Source organism: Phreatobacter sp. GW821-FHT04C01, assembly GCF_059420385.1.
The window spans coordinates 647813-665160 of sequence record NZ_JBWKTP010000004.1 but is presented as its reverse complement, the minus strand read 5'-3'; the positions used below and the strand labels follow the sequence as shown (position 1 = coordinate 665160).

The 17348-nt window shown below is 66.7% G+C and carries 15 protein-coding genes; 10 read left to right on the top strand and 5 right to left on the bottom strand.

Going from position 1 to position 17348, the window contains the following annotated elements; all coding sequences use genetic code 11:
* Positions 1-246 precede the first annotated feature (246 nt).
* The 3 genes from AC07WJ_RS19035 (at position 247) to AC07WJ_RS19025 (ending at position 3005) form a co-directional block, all read left to right on the top strand.
* Positions 247-699 carry a DNA polymerase III subunit chi gene (locus AC07WJ_RS19035; RefSeq protein WP_494936184.1) on the top strand — a complete coding sequence of 151 codons (453 nt, stop codon included), beginning with the start codon at positions 247-249 and terminating at the stop codon, positions 697-699.
* Complete coding sequence (locus AC07WJ_RS19030) at positions 696-1868, top strand: MFS transporter (RefSeq protein WP_494936183.1); 1173 nt, start codon at positions 696-698, stop codon at positions 1866-1868. The genes AC07WJ_RS19035 and AC07WJ_RS19030 overlap by 4 nt, the downstream gene beginning before the upstream one ends.
* A 453-nt stretch (positions 1869-2321) precedes the next feature.
* Positions 2322-3005 carry a helix-turn-helix transcriptional regulator gene (locus AC07WJ_RS19025; RefSeq protein WP_494936182.1) on the top strand — a complete coding sequence of 228 codons (684 nt, stop codon included), beginning with the start codon at positions 2322-2324 and terminating at the stop codon, positions 3003-3005.
* Between the two features lie 85 nt (positions 3006-3090).
* Here AC07WJ_RS19025 and AC07WJ_RS19020 read toward each other — a convergent pair whose 3' ends face one another.
* On the bottom strand, positions 3091-5019 hold the full coding sequence (locus AC07WJ_RS19020) for an ABC-F family ATP-binding cassette domain-containing protein (RefSeq protein WP_494936259.1): 1929 nt from the start codon (positions 5017-5019) through the stop codon (positions 3091-3093).
* A 293-nt stretch (positions 5020-5312) separates the two neighbouring features.
* On the opposite strand from AC07WJ_RS19020, the gene AC07WJ_RS19015 reads away from it, so the two are divergent.
* Positions 5313-5711, top strand: coding sequence for a hypothetical protein (locus tag AC07WJ_RS19015; RefSeq protein ID WP_494936181.1), 399 nt, complete (start codon positions 5313-5315; stop codon positions 5709-5711).
* 106 nt (positions 5712-5817) lie between these two features.
* Positions 5818-6528: an aquaporin gene (locus AC07WJ_RS19010; RefSeq protein ID WP_494936180.1), complete on the top strand. Its 711-nt coding sequence runs from the start codon at positions 5818-5820 to the stop codon at positions 6526-6528.
* A gap of 152 nt (positions 6529-6680) precedes the next feature.
* Here the strand turns inward: AC07WJ_RS19010 and AC07WJ_RS19005 are convergent, their stop codons facing one another.
* Positions 6681-6986, bottom strand: a complete 306-nt coding sequence (locus AC07WJ_RS19005) for a GCG_CRPN prefix-to-repeats domain-containing protein (RefSeq protein WP_494936179.1) — start codon at positions 6984-6986, stop codon at positions 6681-6683.
* A 245-nt stretch (positions 6987-7231) separates the two neighbouring features.
* Between AC07WJ_RS19005 and ndk the strand changes: the two genes are divergently transcribed.
* Both ndk and AC07WJ_RS18995 read left to right on the top strand, forming a co-directional pair.
* The gene (gene ndk, locus AC07WJ_RS19000) at positions 7232-7657 is read left to right on the top strand and encodes a nucleoside-diphosphate kinase (protein ID WP_494936178.1); all 426 of its coding nucleotides are present in this window, start codon (positions 7232-7234) and stop codon (positions 7655-7657) included.
* A gap of 174 nt (positions 7658-7831) precedes the next feature.
* Complete coding sequence (locus AC07WJ_RS18995) at positions 7832-9934, top strand: molybdopterin-containing oxidoreductase family protein (protein WP_494936177.1); 2103 nt, start codon at positions 7832-7834, stop codon at positions 9932-9934.
* A 327-nt stretch (positions 9935-10261) separates the two neighbouring features.
* Here the strand turns inward: AC07WJ_RS18995 and purN are convergent, their stop codons facing one another.
* Both purN and purM read right to left on the bottom strand, forming a co-directional pair.
* A complete protein-coding gene (purN, locus tag AC07WJ_RS18990; RefSeq protein ID WP_494936176.1) occupies positions 10262-10849 on the bottom strand; it encodes a phosphoribosylglycinamide formyltransferase in 588 nt (195 codons plus the stop codon).
* Complete coding sequence (gene purM / locus AC07WJ_RS18985; RefSeq protein ID WP_494936175.1) at positions 10846-11922, bottom strand: phosphoribosylformylglycinamidine cyclo-ligase; 1077 nt, start codon at positions 11920-11922, stop codon at positions 10846-10848. Before purM ends, purN begins: the two co-directional genes overlap by 4 nt.
* 283 nt (positions 11923-12205) lie before the next feature.
* Here purM and AC07WJ_RS18980 point away from each other — a divergent pair, with 283 nt between their 5' ends.
* The gene (locus AC07WJ_RS18980; RefSeq protein WP_494936174.1) at positions 12206-14503 is read left to right on the top strand and encodes an NADP-dependent malic enzyme; all 2298 of its coding nucleotides are present in this window, start codon (positions 12206-12208) and stop codon (positions 14501-14503) included.
* 118 nt (positions 14504-14621) lie between these two features.
* The gene (locus AC07WJ_RS18975) at positions 14622-16199 is read left to right on the top strand and encodes an EAL domain-containing protein (RefSeq protein WP_494936173.1); all 1578 of its coding nucleotides are present in this window, start codon (positions 14622-14624) and stop codon (positions 16197-16199) included.
* Between the two features lie 138 nt (positions 16200-16337).
* Here AC07WJ_RS18975 and AC07WJ_RS18970 read toward each other — a convergent pair whose 3' ends face one another.
* On the bottom strand, positions 16338-16799 hold the full coding sequence (locus AC07WJ_RS18970) for a carboxymuconolactone decarboxylase family protein (protein ID WP_494936172.1): 462 nt from the start codon (positions 16797-16799) through the stop codon (positions 16338-16340).
* Positions 16800-16865: 66 nt separating this feature from the next.
* Here AC07WJ_RS18970 and AC07WJ_RS18965 point away from each other — a divergent pair, with 66 nt between their 5' ends.
* Entirely contained in the window at positions 16866-17348 is a 483-nt protein-coding gene (locus AC07WJ_RS18965) for a MarR family winged helix-turn-helix transcriptional regulator (protein WP_494936258.1), read from the top strand.

Sequence of the window (17348 nt, the reverse complement as noted above, 5' to 3'; positions counted from 1 at the left end):
GCATGGAGCCTGGTTCTGTCGCTCCAGTTCCCCCTCTTCCGGCGCTGCGCGCCGACCTCTGCCTGCCGGCGAGAGGTAAAGAATGGTGGCTCCGGCGCGCGATCTCGAAGGCCCCCGCCACGATTTGGTGCGGCGCCGCAATTCTGGCGCGGGGCCATGTCGCGGCGGTGGGTCACGGCCGTCGCTGGACAGGTTATGGTTCGGGATGTCTCTTCGTCATGGACGGCGTCCGGAGCCTGAACCCACGTGACCGACGTCTTCTTCTACCACCTGCAGAACCAGCCGCTCGACAGGGTCTTGCCGACCTTGCTCGAGAAATCGGTCGAGCGCGGCTGGAAGGTCGTGGTGGAGGCGGCTTCGCCCGAACGCGTCGATGCCCTGGACAGCCTGCTCTGGACCTATTCGGACGAGAGTTTCCTCGCCCACGGCACCGACCGCGAGGCCGATGCGGCGCTCCAGCCCATCCTCATCACCACCAAGCCCGATCGCACCAACGGCGCCAGCGTGCGCTTCCTGGTCGATGGCGCGCCATTGCCGGCGGACGCCGGCAGTTATGAGCGCCTGGTGCTGATGTTCGATGGCAACGACCCCGACGCCGTCGATCTCGCGCGCCAGCAATGGCGCGAGGCCAGATCCGGCGGCCATGCCTGCACCTATTGGCAACAGAACGACATTGGCCGCTGGGAGAAAAAGGCGTGACCGGCCAGTCGCAGCTGATCCGGCCGGGCTTCATCGACCAGACGGCGCGTCCGGAATTCATCCGCCTGGCGGCGATCGTGTTTCTGACCGCGATGACCAACCAGCAGGCGGTGATCCTCGCCGTGGTCTGGCAGGAGGCGGGCTTCAGCCACGCCGATATCGGCATGTTGCTCGGCGTCTACGGTGTCCCGCTGGTGCTGGCGAGCCTGTTCTCGGGCGCCGCGGCCAACCGCTTCGGGCTCTTGCCGACGGTCCGGCTCGGCGCCGTCCTGACCACCTTCGGCCTGCTCAGCCTCTATTTCACCCACGATTCCTTCGCCGGCTCCTTTGCCTCGCGCGTCGTGCAGGGAGCCGGCTTCGCGCTGTTCCACGCCCCGGTCATGACCTATGGCACGACCCGGCTGACCCAGGACCGGTTCATTCAGCTGTTCGGCCTGCTCTCCGCCATGGCGCCGCTGCCTTATGCCTTCGGGCCGGTGGTCGCGGAATATCTGTTCCATACCTTTGGGCCGCGGGCATTCTTCCTGGCCGGATCGGTCCCCGGCCTGCTCGCGCTGCCGCTGCTGTGGACCTTGCGTCCGGTCGAGAAGGCGGAGCCGGAGGTCGGCGGCATGCGCGCGCTGGTCGCCTCGGGCCGCGTCACCTTGCCGATGATCGCGGCCTGCGTGTTCGGCTCGATGTTCGGTTTCGTCAGTGCCTTCATGGCGCCGGTCATGCTCGAGCGCGGCCTGTCGATCGGCGCCTTCTTCACCAGTTTCACGCTGTCGATCTTCATTGTCCGGCTCGGCCTGCTCGGACCCCTCGAAACCATCGACCGGCGCCTGGTGGTCGCCGGCGGCGCCGTGGTGCTGGCGCTGGGGCTGACGCTGGCCGCGCTTGCCCATAGCGCGCCAATGGCGATCGCCGCCGGGCTGGTCTTCGGCATGGGCCATTCGATCGGTTTTCCCGTGCTGTCCGCCTGGATCTGCGACGGCACGCCGCCGGAGGCGCGGGCGACGCCGCTTGCTCTGTTCAACGCGACATTCTTCGCGGCGATCTATCTCATCGCCCTGCCGGCCAGCGTCTCGATCGCGCGGTTCGGCTATCCGCCCGTGATGATCGCCACCGCCAGCACCGGCCTGGTGCTGGCGGCCGGCCTCGTCGTTGCCTGGTACCGGCGGTTTCGCTAGCGGCCCGCAGGCGGCCCGTGGGGATCGCAGGTCGGGCGAGGCGCACGGCACCATCGGTCACAAGACCTTTGCCGTGGCCGATACACCGTGAGGCCGACCCATCGTCTTGCCCGGGGCTCGTCCCGGGCATCCACGACCTCTTGTGGCCTTGAGGCCGCGGGCTCTCGATCCGACCCGCCGCCGCTGCCGCATGCGATTGGTGCCATGTCGATTACCGACTGGATCGAATTCGTGGATGGCCGGGACGAGCCCGGCCAAGACGAGAATGCCTTTGGGGGCGACACGTGACACCGCCGGCTGCAGAACCCGCGCGGGAGCCGATAGCCCGCAATCTCATCCCACACCCGGCTTCGACCGAATGCCCCATCTCTCGCTGCTCAGTCCCGGTCCTCTTGTCCTGCTGCCAAGCTGTCGCCATCATGGTGACGGCATCGGCATTCTGGGACATCCGACATGAGACCCGCCGACCGGCTTTTCCAGATCATCCAGATCCTGCGCCGCTCGCGCAAACCCATGACCGCGGACGCGATCGCCGCCGAACTCGAGACCTCCAAGCGCACGGTCTATCGCGACATCGCGACCTTGATGGGCCAGCGCGTGCCGATCCGCGGCGAGGCCGGGATCGGTTATGTGCTGGAGGGCGGTTTCGACCTGCCGCCCCTGATGCTGACGTCGCTGGAGATCGAGGCGGCCGTGCTCGGCGCGCAATGGGTGAGCCATCGCGGCGACCCGGAACTGGCGCGCGCCGCGCATGACCTGATCGCCAAGATCGCCGCGATCGTGCCGGAGCGGCTGCGCTCCTATGCGCTGGAGCCGGCGGTCCGGACGCCACCGGTCTGGGACCCGACGCCCGACGCCATCGACATGGCGCAGGTGCGCGCCGCGATCCACGCCGGCCGCAAGCTCCTGATCAGCTACAGCGACGAGCAGGGCCGGGTCAGCGAGCGCAAGATCTGGCCGGTCGCCATCGGCTATTTCGACACGGTCAAGCACGTCGTCGCCTGGTGCGAAATGCGCGAGGATTTCAGGAGCTTCCGCACCGACCGGGTGCAGCGCGCGAGCTTCCTCGACGAACGCCACCCGGAACGGCCGACGCAATTGCGGGCCAAGTGGCGCAAGACGCTCGGCAGGCCTTAGGGCGCGATCGGCCGATGAAGCGGCCGGCCACTCCCTCCCAAAGACTTGCCGTCCTTGGCGGCCCGGACGGGCGCTCGACCGTGTTTCAGCGTGCCGCTTCGAGGTCCTCGCTCGCCTCGAGCCAAGCTTCCTCGGCCTCCGCCAGTTGCGCCGCGCGCTGCGTGCGCAGCCGCGACGCCTCCGCGGCATTGTTCGGCTGCGCCTTGAAGAAGCCCGGCTGGGCCAGGATCCGGTCGATCTTCGCGATATCGTCGCGCAGGCGTTTCATCGACGCCTCGATCTCGGCGACCTTCTTGGCGATCGCCTTGGCCTCGAGCTTGCCGAGCGGCTTCGCCTCGACCGGCGGCGCCGTCGGTGCCGACCTCGCGGCGGCCTGATCGACCGCCTCGGCCGAGGCCTTTTCCGCCGATTTGCCGGTTCCCTTGCCGGGTTTGACCGATTGCGCCGAGCCGCCGCTCAGCACGATGCGGCGATAGTCGTCGAGATCGCCGTCGAACGGCTGGACCGTGCCGTCGCTGACCAGCCAGAGCCGGTCGACGGTCGCCTCCAGCAGGTAGCGGTCATGCGAGACGATCATCACGGCGCCGGGATAGCCGTTCAGCGCCTCGACCAGGGCGGCACGGCTGTCGATGTCGAGATGGTTGGTCGGTTCGTCGAGGATCAGCAGGTGCGGGCCGTCGAACACCGCGAGGGCGAACAGCAGCCGCGCCTTTTCGCCGCCCGACAACGCCGAGACCTTGGTATTGGAGCGCTCTCCCGAGAAGCCGGCGCGCGCCGAGGCGGCCCGAACCTTGGCCTCGCCGTCATTCGGCATCAGTCGCCTGAGGTGCTGGTAGACATTCTCCTCGGGCCGCAATTCGTCCAGCTGGTGCTGGGCGAAATAGGCGATCTTCATCTTGTCGGCCCGCGTCACGCGGCCGGACATGGCTTTCAACCGGTCCGAAATGAGCTTCAGGAAGGTCGATTTGCCGTTGCCGTTGGAGCCGAGCAGGCCGATGCGGTCGTCGTCGTCGATGCGCAGGTCGAGCTTCCTGAGAATCGGCTTGTTCTCGGCATAACCGACGGAAGCGCCCTCCAGATAAATGATCGGCGGCGACGCCTTGCGCTCTGGCGGCGGAATCGTGAACGGAGCGACATCGGTTTCGACGATCGCCGTCACCGTCTCCATCTTCTCCAGCATTTTCAGGCGCGACTGGGCCTGGCGTGCCTTGCTCGCCTTGGCGCGGAACCGGTCGACGAAGGCCTGCAGGTCGGCACGCCGGTCCTCCTGCTTGCGGATCGCCTTTTCACGCACCGAGTTCTCGATGGCCCGCGACCGGGCAAAGGTCGAATAGGACCCGCGCCAGAGCGTCAGCTTGCCCTGGTCGAGATGCAGGATGTGCTCGACCGAGGCATCCAGGAGATCGCGGTCGTGGCTGATCAGCAGCACGCTGTGCGGATAGGTCGCCAGGTATTCCTGCAGCCAGAGCGTGCCTTCGAGATCGAGATAGTTGGTCGGTTCGTCGAGCAGCAGCAGGTCGGGTTCGGCGAAGAGCACGGCGGCGAGCGCCACGCGCATGCGCCAGCCACCGGAAAAGTCCGAACAGGGGCGGATCTGCGCCGCGGCATCGAAGCCGAGGCCGGCAAGGATCACCGCCGCGCGGGCCGGTGCCGAATGGGCATCGATATCGACCAGCCGCATCTGGATCTCGGCGATCCGGTGCGGATCGCTGGCGGTCTCGGCCTCGGCCAGCAGGCTCGAACGCTCCTTGTCCGCCTCCAGCACGAAATCGATCAGCGACTGGGGGCCGCCAGGCGCTTCCTGCGCGACGCCGCCGATGCGCGCCCGCGAGGGCAGCTTGATCGAACCCTCGTCGGCCGGATAGTCGCCGGTGATCACCTTGAACAAGGTGGTCTTGCCCGTGCCGTTGCGGCCGAGAAAGCCGACGCGGGCGTTCGGCGGCAAGGCGACCGATGCCTTGTCGAGGAGAACGCGTCCGGCCACGCGCACGGTAAGGTCGTTGATCTGAAGCATGGCGGTGCTTGTGACGGAGGACGTGGTTCCATGCAAGACGTCTGCGCGGTGGCATGCTAACCTTTGAGCAGCGGACTCAACAGGGACAGGCTTCCCGATGAGACCAATTCGGCCGGATGCCGGTGCAGGCGCTGAACGCGACGCGGTCGCAGCGCCCATGCGTTTGCCGGCAGGCGTCGACCATCCCCACCGACAATATCCAGTCTCTCGACATCCGCGCCGAAGTGCCGGGCAGCAGCCGGCTGCTTCGGCCCATCCGCTCTTCCATGCCCATCAAGTACGGAACCCTGGCCATGCGTGCTTTCTCTGCCGTTGCCGTCACCCTCGCAACCTTGCTCACGACGTCCCATGCCATTGCCCAGACCGTGCGGGCGACCAGCGCTCAGGCCCATTGGCAGTCCGGCGTCGTCCAGCTCGCCATCAAGGCCGACCTTCCGGACCAGTGCACCCGGCTGGTGCGGGCCAAGGCCAATGGCGTCACCGCCCGGACGCTCGCCGTCGAGGTCACGGTGGTCCGTGACCCGGCCGCCCAATGCGGCGCCACGGCCGGGCGGGTCGAGCGCAGCTACAGCTATAATTTCCCTGGAATCACCCAGGCGGCCAATTCGATCGCGCTGCGTTTTCTGCTCGATGGCCGTGAACTCGGCCGGGAAACCACGCCGATTGCGCCGACGGCCCTGCTTCCCAGGTGATAAGCGGGGTGAGTTATGCGCAATTCGACGGTTTCCCGCCTCTGACTGGTGTTAAGCTCTGTCCGCCGGACCATCAAAAACGAGTCGGGCAATGGAGAGGGCTGTCATGAACGGTTCAATGAAGAAGTATCTCGCCGAATTCATCGGATCGGCGGCTTTGGTGATTATTGGCTGCGGGGCGATCACCTTGGGCGGCCTGGGTGGCGCCTTGGGCAGCGGTCAGCCTCTGGCCTCGCTCGCCATCCTGCCCATCGGCCTTGCTTTCGGCCTGGCGGTCACCGCGATGGCCTACGGGATCGGACCGATCTCGGGCTGCCACATCAATCCGGCCGTGACGGTGGGCGCCTGGGTCGCCGGCCGCATGCCGACCTCGGAAGTCCCGGGCTATATCATCGCGCAGTTTCTCGGCGCGATCGCCGGCGCGGCCATTCTCTACGTCATGCTGGCCGGCAAGGTCGGCGGCTATGACGTCGCGACCGCCGGCCTCGGCCAGACCGGCTGGTCGGGCTATTCGGCAACCTCGGCGATCGTCGCCGAATTCGTCGCGACCTTCCTGTTCGTCGTGGTCATCCTGGGCGCGACTTCGAAGGCCGGCACGACGCCGGTCGCCGGGCTCGCCATCGGCCTGACGCTGGCCATCCTGCATCTGGCCTTCGTGCCGGTCTCGGGCAATTCGCTCAACCCGTCGCGCTCGTTCGGACCGGCTTTGTTCGTCGGCGGCACGGCGCTGGCCCAGGTTTGGATGTTCCTGATCGTCCCGACGATTGCCGGCGCGGTCGCCGGGGCGCTGTTCAAGTCGAAGACACTGGAAGCCTGACACCGGCGGGATCCGGGCCGGTCTCGACCGGCCCATCGATCCTGGCGGGAGCCTGAAGACAAGAAGGCCCGCCGCTCCGGATCAACGGGGCGACGGGCCAACTTCGCGCGGACCAGGTGGGGCGTCATGACCCGCGCGACTACTCGGATGCCTTAGCGGCAGATGCGAACGTCACGCGGGCGGGCACCCCAGGGCGTCTCGACCCAGCGCCGCTCGACCCAGCAGCGGCGCGGGGCGTAACCGCCGTAGCCCGGACGATAATAGGGACGGGGACGGTCCCAGTCGCGGCGCGGGCGATCCCAGCCGCCGCCACCGCCGTAATATTGCACCGGCATATAGGGGCTCGAGCTGGCGACGCCGATGCCGATGGACATCTGGGCGTCGGCCTTGGATGGCGTCAGCGCCACTGCCATCAGGGCGGCGAAGCCTGCGATGGCGGTGAGGGCGAGCTTGCGCATAGGGGTTCTCCAGGACGTAAATTCAACTGACGGGTTCGACCGGCCATTTTTCGATCGGTAACGTGGCGGCCTCGATCAGCCGTCATGAGAAGAAGCTAGCGCGGTTGCGCTGAACGCCTTCTGATCCGTCGCTTCATGTCCGGTTCATCCCGCCGCCACCGTGACGCCCTGGGCGTTGCGGGCGGGTTAAGGCGCTGCTAGAAGCGCGCCACCTTCCTCCCAATCCCTCTCCCAAGGAACAGTCGATGGCCATCGAGCGCACCTTCTCCATCCTCAAGCCGGACGCCACCCAGCGTAACCTCACCGGCGCGATCAATGCCCTCATCGAGGCCGCCGGCCTGAAGATCGTCGCCCAGAAGCGCATTCAGATGTCGCTCGGCGAAGCACGCCGCTTCTATGCGGTCCACAAGGAGCGGCCGTTCTTCGGTGAGCTCGTCGATTTCATGGTGTCGGCGCCGGTCGTCGTGCAGGTCCTGGAAGGCGAGAACGCCATTGCCAAGTACCGCGAAGTGATGGGCGCCACCAATCCCGCCCAGGCCGCCGACGGCACGATCCGCAAGCAGTTCGCCCTGTCGGTGGGCGAGAACTCGGTGCACGGTTCGGACTCGGCCGACAACGCCAAGCTCGAGATCGCCCAGTTCTTCTCCGAGAACGAGATCATCTCCGGTTGATCGCCTTCGATCAGCCCGGTTGATCGCCGTCGATCAGCCCGGTTGATCGATCCATAGAACAATATGCGTCAAGGCGGGCTCCGGCCCGCCTTTTTCGTTGGCGCGATATGGCTTAGGCTCGACGCCGATCCCAAGGCCGGTCCACGGTCAGGTGCCCCCATCCCGGAGCCCCCGATGAATGCCCCGCTGCGCATCGAACGCCGCCAGTCGACCTGCCCGCATGATTGCCCGTCGGCCTGTTCGCTCGACATCGAGGTGATCGAGGGGCGGATCGGCCGCGTCCATGGCGATGCCAGGCAGAGCTACACCGCAGGCGTGGTCTGCGCCAAGGTCGCGCGCTACGCCGAGCGCACCTACCATCCCGACCGCCTGCTGTATCCGCTGATCCGCAAGGGACCCAAGGGGTCGGGCGAGTTTCAGCGAATTTCGTGGGACGAGGCGCTCGACATCGCGGCCGCGAAACTGCGCGAGGCCGAAGCGCGCCATGGCTCCGAGACGGTCTGGCCCTATTATTATGCCGGCACCATGGGCTTCGTCATGCGCGACGGCATCAACCGCCTGCGCCATGTGAAGAAATATTCCGGCTTCTTCGCCACCATCTGCACCAACATGGCCTGGTCCGGCTTCATTGCCGGCACCGGCAAGCTCGCCGGCGTCGATCCGCGCGAAATGGCGCTTGCCGACGTCGTGGTGATCTGGGGCACCAATGCGGTGTCGACCCAGGTCAATGTGATGACCCATGCGATGAAGGCCCGCAAGGAGCGCGGCGCCAAGGTGGTGGTGATCGACGTCTACAAGACCGACACGATGAAACAGGCCGATCTGAGCCTGGTGCTCAAGCCCGGCACCGACGGCGCGCTCGCCTGCGCCGTCATGCATGTGCTGTTTCGCGACGGTTATGCCGACCGGGACTATCTCGCCCGTTACACCGACGTGCCGGCCGAGCTCGAAGCCCATCTCTCGACCCGCGGCCCGGCCTGGGCCGCCGGCATCACCGGTCTCACCGTCGACGAGATCGAGACCTTCGCCAAGCTGGTCGGCGAGAACAGGAAGACCTTCTTCCGGCTCGGCTACGGCTTCGGCCGCCAGCGCAACGGCGCGGTCAACATGCACGCCGCCGCCTGCATCGCGGCGGTCACCGGCGCCTGGCAATATGAGGGCGGCGGCGCCTTCCACAACAATGGCGCGATCTATCACTGGCGCAAATCGCTGATCGAAGGGCTCGACGCGCGCGATCCCAAGATCCGCATCCTCGACCAGTCGCGCATCGGCGCGATCCTGACCGGTGAGCGCGAGGCGTTGAAGCGCCCCGACGGCAGCGACGGGCCGCCGGTCACCGCCTTGCTGATCCAGAACACCAATCCGGTCAATGTGGCGCCCGACCAGGCCAAGGTGTTCCAAGGCTTCGCCCGCGACGATCTGTTCACCGTGGTGCACGAGCAGTTCATGACCGATACGGCCAAGATGGCTGATATCGTGCTGCCGGCTACCATGTTCATGGAACATGACGACCTCTATGCCGGCGGCGGCCACCAGCACATCATGCTCGGCCTGAAACTGGTCGAGGCTCCCGGCGAATGCCGGTCGAACCACGAGGTGATCTCGGCTTTGGCGCAGCGGCTGGGCGCCGAGCATCAGGGCTTCACCATGAGCCCGCGCGAGATCATCGACTGGACCCTGCAGAATTCCGGCTGGGGTACGCTGGCCGAGCTGGAGACCACCAATTTCCGCGACGTCCAGCCGAAATTCGAGGAGGCCCACTATCTCGGGGGATTCGCCTATCGCGACGGCAAGTTCAAGTTCAAGCCGGACTGGCCGAACGTGCCCAATGCCAATATCGGCACGCTCGGGCCCTGGGATAAGATGCCGTCGCTGCCCGACCATTGGGACGTGACGGAGGAGCCGGACGCGGCCCATCCGTTCAAGCTCGCGACCTCGCCGTCGCGCAGCTATCTCAATTCGAGTTTCGCCGAGACGCCGTCGTCCAGAAAGCGCGAGGGCCGTCCGGAAGTGATGATCAACCCGGCCGATGCCGAGCGGCTGGCCATCGCGCCGGGCGCCAAGGTCGAGCTCGGCAATGAGCGCGGCCAGGTCATCCTGCATGCCAAGGTCACCGACCAGACCCGCCCCGGCACCTTGATCGCCGAAGGCCTCTGGCCCAATTCCGCGCATGAAAAGGGCAGGGGCATCAACATGCTGACCGGCGCCGACGCGGTCGCCCCCTTCGGTGGCGCTGCCTTCCACGACAACAAGGCCTGGATCAGGCCCGTGGAGTGATTGAGGCAGGGGCGTCTTGCCGGCATGCGGACGGGCTGAACGGCCGTCGATGACGCTCTACGTCATCCCCGGCGAGCCAGAGCAGAAGCCCTTGCTTCTGCGGAGGCGAGGGAAGGGGATCCAGGGGTTGCAGGGCGGCGTCCGCGACGCCGCGAAACCACCTCGACAAGATCTCCTGCCAGGCAATTTGATGCGCGGGACGCACGGTCTGTCGGCCCCTCGATCCCCTTCCCGCGCTTCGCCGGCCGGGGATGACGCAGTGCCTTTTCCGGCTGCCGTCGGGCCCATCGCAGACCAGACAATGATCCGGCTAAATACCATAGCGACTCAGCTCAAGCTGTACTCGGTCGCGATCATCCGCAGCGCTTCAGGGTAGATCCGGTGCTCGACTTCGAGCACTCGTTTTCCCAGTGTTTCCGCGGTGTCGCCGGGCAGGATCGGCACTTCGCCCTGCAGGATGATCGGTCCGGCATCCATTTCCGGCACCACGAAATGCACCGTCGCACCGTGCCTGGTGGCACCATCCGCGAGCGCTCGTTCGTGTGTGTCGAGACCTTTGTACGCCGGCAAAATAGAGGGATGGATATTGATCATGCGGTCCTGCCACTGGCCGACCAGCCAGGGGCTGAGGATACGCATGAAGCCGGCGAGGCAGACGATCTCGATCGCGTGGGCTTCGAACTCCGCCTGCATGGCCTGCTCGAAGGCCTCGCGGTCGCGGCCGTAGAGCTTGCGGTCGATTGTCACCGTCGCGATGCCTTCGGCTTCGGCCAGCGCCAGGCCACCGGCCCCGGGGACGTTCGACAGCACGAGAACAATCTCGGCCGGATAGTCCGCGGCCTTGGCCGCGGCGATCAGCGCGGCCATGTTGGAACCGCGTCCGGAGATCAGGATCGCGACGCGCTTGCGGCTCACAGCGTCAAGGCTCCGGTAAAGGTCACCAGCGGCTCCTCGGTCGCGGCGACCACCTGGCCGAGCGTCACCACCGTCTCGCCCACGGCCTCGAAGGCCGCGATCAGCCGTTCGGCGTCGGCCGGCGCCGTCACCACGACCATGCCGATCCCGCAATTGAAGGTGCGCACCATTTCGGCCTGGTCCAGGCCGCCGACCTTGGCGAGCCAGCCGAATACCGGCGGCACCGGCACGGCCGACAGGTCGACCGCGACGCCGAGCCCATCAGGCAGCACGCGCGGAATATTGTCGACGAAGCCGCCGCCGGTAATATGGGCCAGCGCCTTGATCGCCCCGGTCGAGCGATGGGCCGACAGCACGCTCCTCACGTAGATGCGGGTCGGTTCCAGCAAGGCTTCGCCGAGCGTCATCTCGGGGCCGAAGGGCGCCGGCGCGTCCCAGCGCAATCCCGAGAGCTCGGCGATCTTGCGCACCAGCGAATAGCCGTTGGAATGGACGCCGGACGAGGCGAGGCCCAGCACCACGTCGCCGCTGGCGACATCGGGGCGCGGCAGCAGCGTGCCGCGTTCGGCGGCGCCGACCGAAAAGCCGGCCAGATCATAGTCGCCATCGGCGTAGAGCCCGGGCATTTCGGCGGTCTCGCCGCCGATCAGCGCGCAGCCGGCCTGCTTGCAGCCGAGCGCGATGCCCTTGACCACCTGGGCGGCCGCTTCCGGCGACAGCTTGCCGGTGGCGAAATAGTCGAGGAAGAACAGCGGCTCGGCGCCCTGGACAACGAGGTCGTTGACGCACATGGCGACCAGATCGATGCCGATCGTGTCGTGCCGGTCGGCCTCGATCGCGATCTTGATCTTGGTGCCGACGCCGTCATTGGCGGCGACCAGCACCGGATCCTTGAAACCCGCGGCCTTCAGGTCGAACAATCCGCCGAAGCCGCCGATCTCGGCATCGGCGCCCGGCCGCGCGGTGGCGCGCACCAGCGGCTTGATCATGTCGACCAGGCGATTGCCGGCATCGATATCGACGCCCGCTTGCGCATAGGTCAGGCCATTTGAGGCTTTCGGCTTGTCGGTCACGTGACTTATCCCGTTGATCCGCCCCGATAGCCCGCGCGGGCGCCGCTCGCAACGGTCTAGCCCGATTTTCTCGCTCCGGCCACGGGCGTGCCCTTCAATCGGCATGACGATTTGTGTTAGGGCGGCCATCCGGCACCGCGGCTGACTCGCCTTGTCGGCAAATGCGCTTTTTCCTGTTCGGCAAAGGTGCTGATTGGCCAGACCGGCTTTCCGGCCGGCTCTTGATGTCGGATGGTTGACCCGGCAAAACCAGAAGCGCATGACCGCGTCATCGGAGGGGTACATGTCCAAGGAAATTACCGACGATCTGAAAGCCGGCGCGCTGATTTATCATCGGCTGCCGCGGCCGGGTAAGTTGGAGATCCAGGCCACCAAGCCTCTGGGCAATCAGCGCGATCTGGCCTTGGCCTATTCCCCCGGCGTGGCGGCGGCCTGCGAGGCGATCGTCGCCGATCCGGCTCAAGCCGCCGAGCTGACCATCCGCGCCAACCTGGTGGCGGTCATCTCCAACGGCACGGCCGTGCTCGGGCTCGGCGATATCGGCCCGCTCGCCGGCAAGCCGGTGATGGAGGGCAAGGCGGTCCTGTTCAAGAAATTCGCCGGCATCGACGTCTTCGATATCGAGATCGACGCGCGTGAGGTCGATCGCATCGTCGACGTGATCGCGGCGCTCGAACCGACCTTCGGCGGCATCAACCTCGAGGACATCAAGGCCCCGGAATGTTTCGAGGTCGAGCGGCGCCTGCGCGAGCGCATGGCGATTCCCGTATTCCACGACGACCAGCACGGAACCGCGATCATCGTCGGCGCGGCGGTCACCAATGCGCTGGAGCTGATGGGCAAGCGCATCGAGGACGTCAAGATCGTCGCCTCCGGCGCGGGCGCCGCTGCCATCGCCTGCCTCAACCTGCTGGTCGAACTCGGGGCCAAGACCGAAAACATCTGGGTCTCCGACATCGAAGGGGTCGTCTACAAGGGCCGCGAAAAGCTGATGGACCCCTATAAGGAGGTCTATGCCAAGGACACCAATGCCCGAACCCTTGGCGACATCATTGGCGATGCCGACATTTTCCTCGGCGTTTCCGCGGCCGGCGTGCTGAAGCCGGACATGGTCAAGCGCATGGGCAAGGGCCCGCTGATCATGGCGCTGGCCAATCCCAATCCGGAGATCATGCCCGACGTCGCGCGCGAGGCGCGGCCCGACGCGATGATCTGCACCGGACGGTCGGATTTCCCCAATCAGGTCAATAATGTCCTGTGTTTCCCCTACATCTTCCGCGGCGCGCTCGATTGCGGCGCGACCGCGATCAACGAGCCGATGAAGCTCGCCGCCGTGCGCGCCATCGCCGGCCTGGCGCGTGAGGCGCCCTCCGACGTGGTGGCGCGGGCCTATGGCGGCGAGGTCGGCACGTTCGGCGCCGGCAACCTCATTCCCTCGCCCTTCGATCCGCGGCTGATCCTGCGCATCGCGCCGGCGGTGGCCAAGGCGGCCATGGAAACCGGTGTCGCCACCCGGCCGATCACCGATTTCGACGCCTATCGCACCGAACTGTCGCGCTTCGTCTTCCGCTCCGGCCTGTTGATGAAGCCGGTCTTCGACAAGGCCCGCGAGGCGCCGAAGCGCGTCATCTATGCCGAGGGCGAGGACGAGCGGATCCTGCGCGCCGCCCAGGTCGTGGTCGAGGAGGGGCTGGCTTTGCCGGTGCTGATCGGCCGGCCCGCGGTGGTCGAGCAGCGGCTTGAGCGGTTCGGCCTGTCGATCCGGCCGGGCAAGGATTTCGAACTGATCGACCCTCAGTCCGACCCGCGCTATCGCGATTATGTCGCGAGCTATCACGAGAGCACCGGCCGGCGCGGCGTGACGCCCGACGCGGCGCGCACCATCATGCGCACCTCCAATTCGGCGATCGCCGCCGTCGCGCTGGCGCGTGGCGATGCCGACGCCATGATCTGCGGCGTCGAGGGCCGGTTCAACACGCATCTGCGCCATATCCGCCAGGTGATCGGCTTGAACGACGATTGCGAAGGGCTGGCGGCCCTGTCGCTGCTGATCACCTCCAAGGGCCCGCTGTTCATCGCGGACACCCATGTCACCACCGACCCGACGCCCGAGCAGATCGCCAACATGGCGATCACCGCCGCCGGCCATGTCCGGCGTTTCGGCCTGGAGCCGAAGATCGCGCTGGTCTGCCACTCCGATTTCGGCAGCTATGACGACGCCGATGCGGAAACCCTGCGCAAGGCCCTGAAGCTGATCTGGGAGCGGGCGCCGGGTCTCGAGGTCGACGGCGAGATGCACGCGGATACGGCCCTCCTGCCGGAGCTGCGCGAGCGCATCTTCCCGCATTCCAAGCTGACCGGCGTCGCCAATGTGCTGATCATGCCCAACATGGCCGCCGCCAATATCGCCTTCCAGGTGATCAAGGTGCTGGCCGACGCCTTGCCGGTCGGCCCGATCCTGGTCGGCCCGGCCAAGCCGGCGCATATCCTGACCTCCTCGGTCACCGCGCGCGGCGTCGTCAACATGACGGCGCTGGCGGTGGTCGAGGCTCAGGAGGCCGCGAAATTGCCTGCCGCCTGACCATAGGGCAGGCAAGAGACCATTAAGACGCGCTCCTTAATGTCCTGATATCCTTGTACGATCCTGCCGGTTCCTGGCGGATTCGGCAGCGATCGGTGGGGTGGGTTTGAGGGCGGGCTTGGGCGCGAGAGGCCTGGTGTGGATGGCGGCGGCCGCGATTGCGACGCTTGCGCCCATCGCGGCTTATTTCGGCGCCGAAGCTTATGTCGAGCGCGACCTGCAAGCCCATCTCCAGCGCATGGCGACCCAGGTCATCCAGCGCATCGAGAGCTCGGTCGAGCGCTCGGTGGTGACGCTCAAGGAAGCGGCGCTGCGCCGGGCCAGCACCTGCAACCTGCGCGACCGCGAGGCGCTGCGCGTCCTGGTCTTCGGCTCGCCGGTGCTGAAGGAACTGGCGGTGCTGGCGCCCGACGGCACGGTGCTGTGCAACAATATCGGCGAGCTCGTCCGTATCTCGCCGCTCTCCGAGCTGCTTCCCACCCGCGACCCGCGCATTTCGCTGGGGTCGGTGGTCGCTTTCGGCTCCGAGGGCAGGGCACTCAGGATCGTCTGGCGCGAGCATGAGAACGCGATTTTCGGCGGACTGGTGGCGGCCAGCCTGTTCGCCCCCTATCAGACCGCCGGCGGGACGGGAGACCGGCTGGGCATCGAGGTCAATCTCAGCGAAGGCTCGGCCTTGCTGATCTCCCGCAATCTGGGCCGCAACGGTGCCGCCTTCGACGCCCGGCTGGACAATGTTTCGCAGAGCCTGCCGATCAAGGTTGCGGTCACCGCGTCGCGCGCCGACTGGCGCGAGGCGCGGCTCTGGATCATCGTCCTGGCCACCGTGGTCGCCGCGCTTCTCGGCCTGGTCATCGGCGCGCTCATTGTCATTTCCGCGCGGCGCGGCGTCGACCCCATGGCCGAGATGCAGGACGCGCTCGACAATGGCGAGTTCATTCCGCACTACCAGCCGATCCTCGATATCGACACCGGTCGCATCCTTGGCTGCGAGGTGCTCGTGCGATGGCGCAAACCCGACGGCAGCATCGTCCCGCCGGGCGCCTTCATCGACCGCGCCGAGCGCTCCGGCTTCATCTTCCCGCTGACGCTGGCGCTGATGCGCCAGGCCGCCCAGGAGCTCGGCCCGACCTATTCGGTGCGCCCCACGCTCAAATGCGGCTTCAATCTCTGCGCCGCGCACTTCAAGGACGACACCATCATCGCCGACGTCGCCACCATTTTCGGCGCGTCCGACCTTCGGCTGTCGCAGATCCTGCTCGAGGTGACCGAGCGCGACCCGCTCGACGACATCGAGACCGCGCGCAGCATCATCGCCCGCTTCCAGGCCATGGAGGTCAAGGTGGCGCTCGACGATGTCGGCACCGGCCATGGCGGCATGAGCTATCTGTTGAAGCTCGGCGTCGACGTCATGAAGATCGACAAGCTGTTCATCGACGCGCTTGGCGCCGAGCGCCAGTCCACCGCCATTGTCGACAGCCTGATCGATCTGGCGGCGCATCTGAACATGGACGTGGTCGCCGAAGGCGTCGAGACCTTCGCCCAGGTCGAGGCCCTGCGCCGGCGCGGCGTCCGCAGTGCGCAAGGCTACGTCTTCGCGCCGCCTCTGCCGGGCTCGTCCTTCATTCAGCTGGTCGAAGCCATGGAGCCCGCAGCCCATACCGAGCCGCCCGCCCGGGTGACGCTGAGGGGGTGAGGGGGCGAATGGCGAGTGGCGAATGGGGCATGATGCGCGAGGCACAGCGCGAACCCTCTCCTGCGCCGCCGCAGGAGAGGGCTGACGCACACGGCGGGTTTCGCTTCATCGCTATTCGCTACTCGCCACCCGCTCGCCCTACGCGCCCGCCACGGCGAAGCGCAGCGAGGCGGCGATCCGGTTCCATGCGTTGATATTGGCGATCGCCGCGGTCAGGAAGGCCAGCTCGGTCTCACTGAACTGTTCGCGCACGCTGGCATAGAGCGCGTCGGTCGCGCCGGCGCCCGGATTGACGGTGAGCGCTTCGGTCCAGGCGAGCGCCGCCGTTTCGCGCGGCGAATAGATGCCGGCTTCCGCCCAGGCGGCGACCAGGTCGAGCTTGACCGCCGCCACGCCGGCCCTGCGCGCCAGATGCAGATGATACTGGATGCAGAACGCGCAGCCGTTGATCTGCGACGCGCGCAGTTTGAGAAGCTCGGTCAATCCCTTGTCGAGACCGGAATCGTCGACGGCCTTGCCGAGCGCGGTCAGCGCCGCGCGCGCGGCGGGGGCGATCGTGCCGAAGGCTTCATAACCAATGCGGGGGGCAGATGCGGACATGGCTGGCTCTTTTTGCGGATAGGAGATAATGTTAGAACACGAACAACATATAAGAGCACTGATATGATGCGCAAGCCTGCCGGGCCACCTGCGATGCCTGATATCGGCGAAGGCAAGCGCGGCGAGGAGGGCTATCTCGGCTACCTGCTGCGCCAGGCAGGCGCCGCCCATCGGCTGCGGCTCGAGCGCGCGCTGAGCCCTCTCGACACCACGCCGCCGCAATTCCTGGTGCTCACCATGCTCGGCGCCTATCCGGGCCTGTCCAATGCCGACATCGCCCGCCTGACCATGCTGACGCCCCAGACGGTCAGTGTCATCGTCGCCAACCTGGAGCGGGCAGGCGCCGTCACCCGCAAGGCGCACGCCGTGCATGGCCGGATCCAGGAGCTCGGCCTGTCGGAAGCCGGCAAGACCTTGCTCGCCGGCTGCCGCGAGGCGGTCCGTGACGCCGAACAGCATCTGTCCGAAGGGTTCTCCGAGGCCGACGAACGGGTCATCCGGCGCTGGCTGGTGGCGGTGGCGGTCGAGCCGAAAACCGGCAAGAGCTGA

Excerpts from the sequence above, each read along its gene's own strand:
- AC07WJ_RS19005 (WP_494936179.1), bottom strand. The coding sequence starts at position 6,986 with ATGCGCAAGCTCGCCCTCACCGCCATCGCAGGCTTCGCCGCCCTGATG.
- AC07WJ_RS18970 (WP_494936172.1), bottom strand. The coding sequence starts at position 16,799 with ATGTCCGCATCTGCCCCCCGCATTGGTTATGAAGCCTTCGGCACGATC.
- AC07WJ_RS18980 (WP_494936174.1), top strand. The coding sequence starts at position 12,206 with ATGTCCAAGGAAATTACCGACGATCTGAAAGCCGGCGCGCTGATTTAT.
- AC07WJ_RS18995 (WP_494936177.1), top strand. The coding sequence starts at position 7,832 with ATGAATGCCCCGCTGCGCATCGAACGCCGCCAGTCGACCTGCCCGCAT.
- AC07WJ_RS19020 (WP_494936259.1), bottom strand. The coding sequence starts at position 5,019 with ATGCTTCAGATCAACGACCTTACCGTGCGCGTGGCCGGACGCGTTCTC.
- AC07WJ_RS19010 (WP_494936180.1), top strand. The coding sequence starts at position 5,818 with ATGAACGGTTCAATGAAGAAGTATCTCGCCGAATTCATCGGATCGGCG.
- AC07WJ_RS18965 (WP_494936258.1), top strand. The coding sequence starts at position 16,866 with ATGCGCAAGCCTGCCGGGCCACCTGCGATGCCTGATATCGGCGAAGGC.
- AC07WJ_RS19015 (WP_494936181.1), top strand. The coding sequence starts at position 5,313 with ATGCGTGCTTTCTCTGCCGTTGCCGTCACCCTCGCAACCTTGCTCACG.
- ndk (WP_494936178.1), top strand. The coding sequence starts at position 7,232 with ATGGCCATCGAGCGCACCTTCTCCATCCTCAAGCCGGACGCCACCCAG.
- AC07WJ_RS19025 (WP_494936182.1), top strand. The coding sequence starts at position 2,322 with ATGAGACCCGCCGACCGGCTTTTCCAGATCATCCAGATCCTGCGCCGC.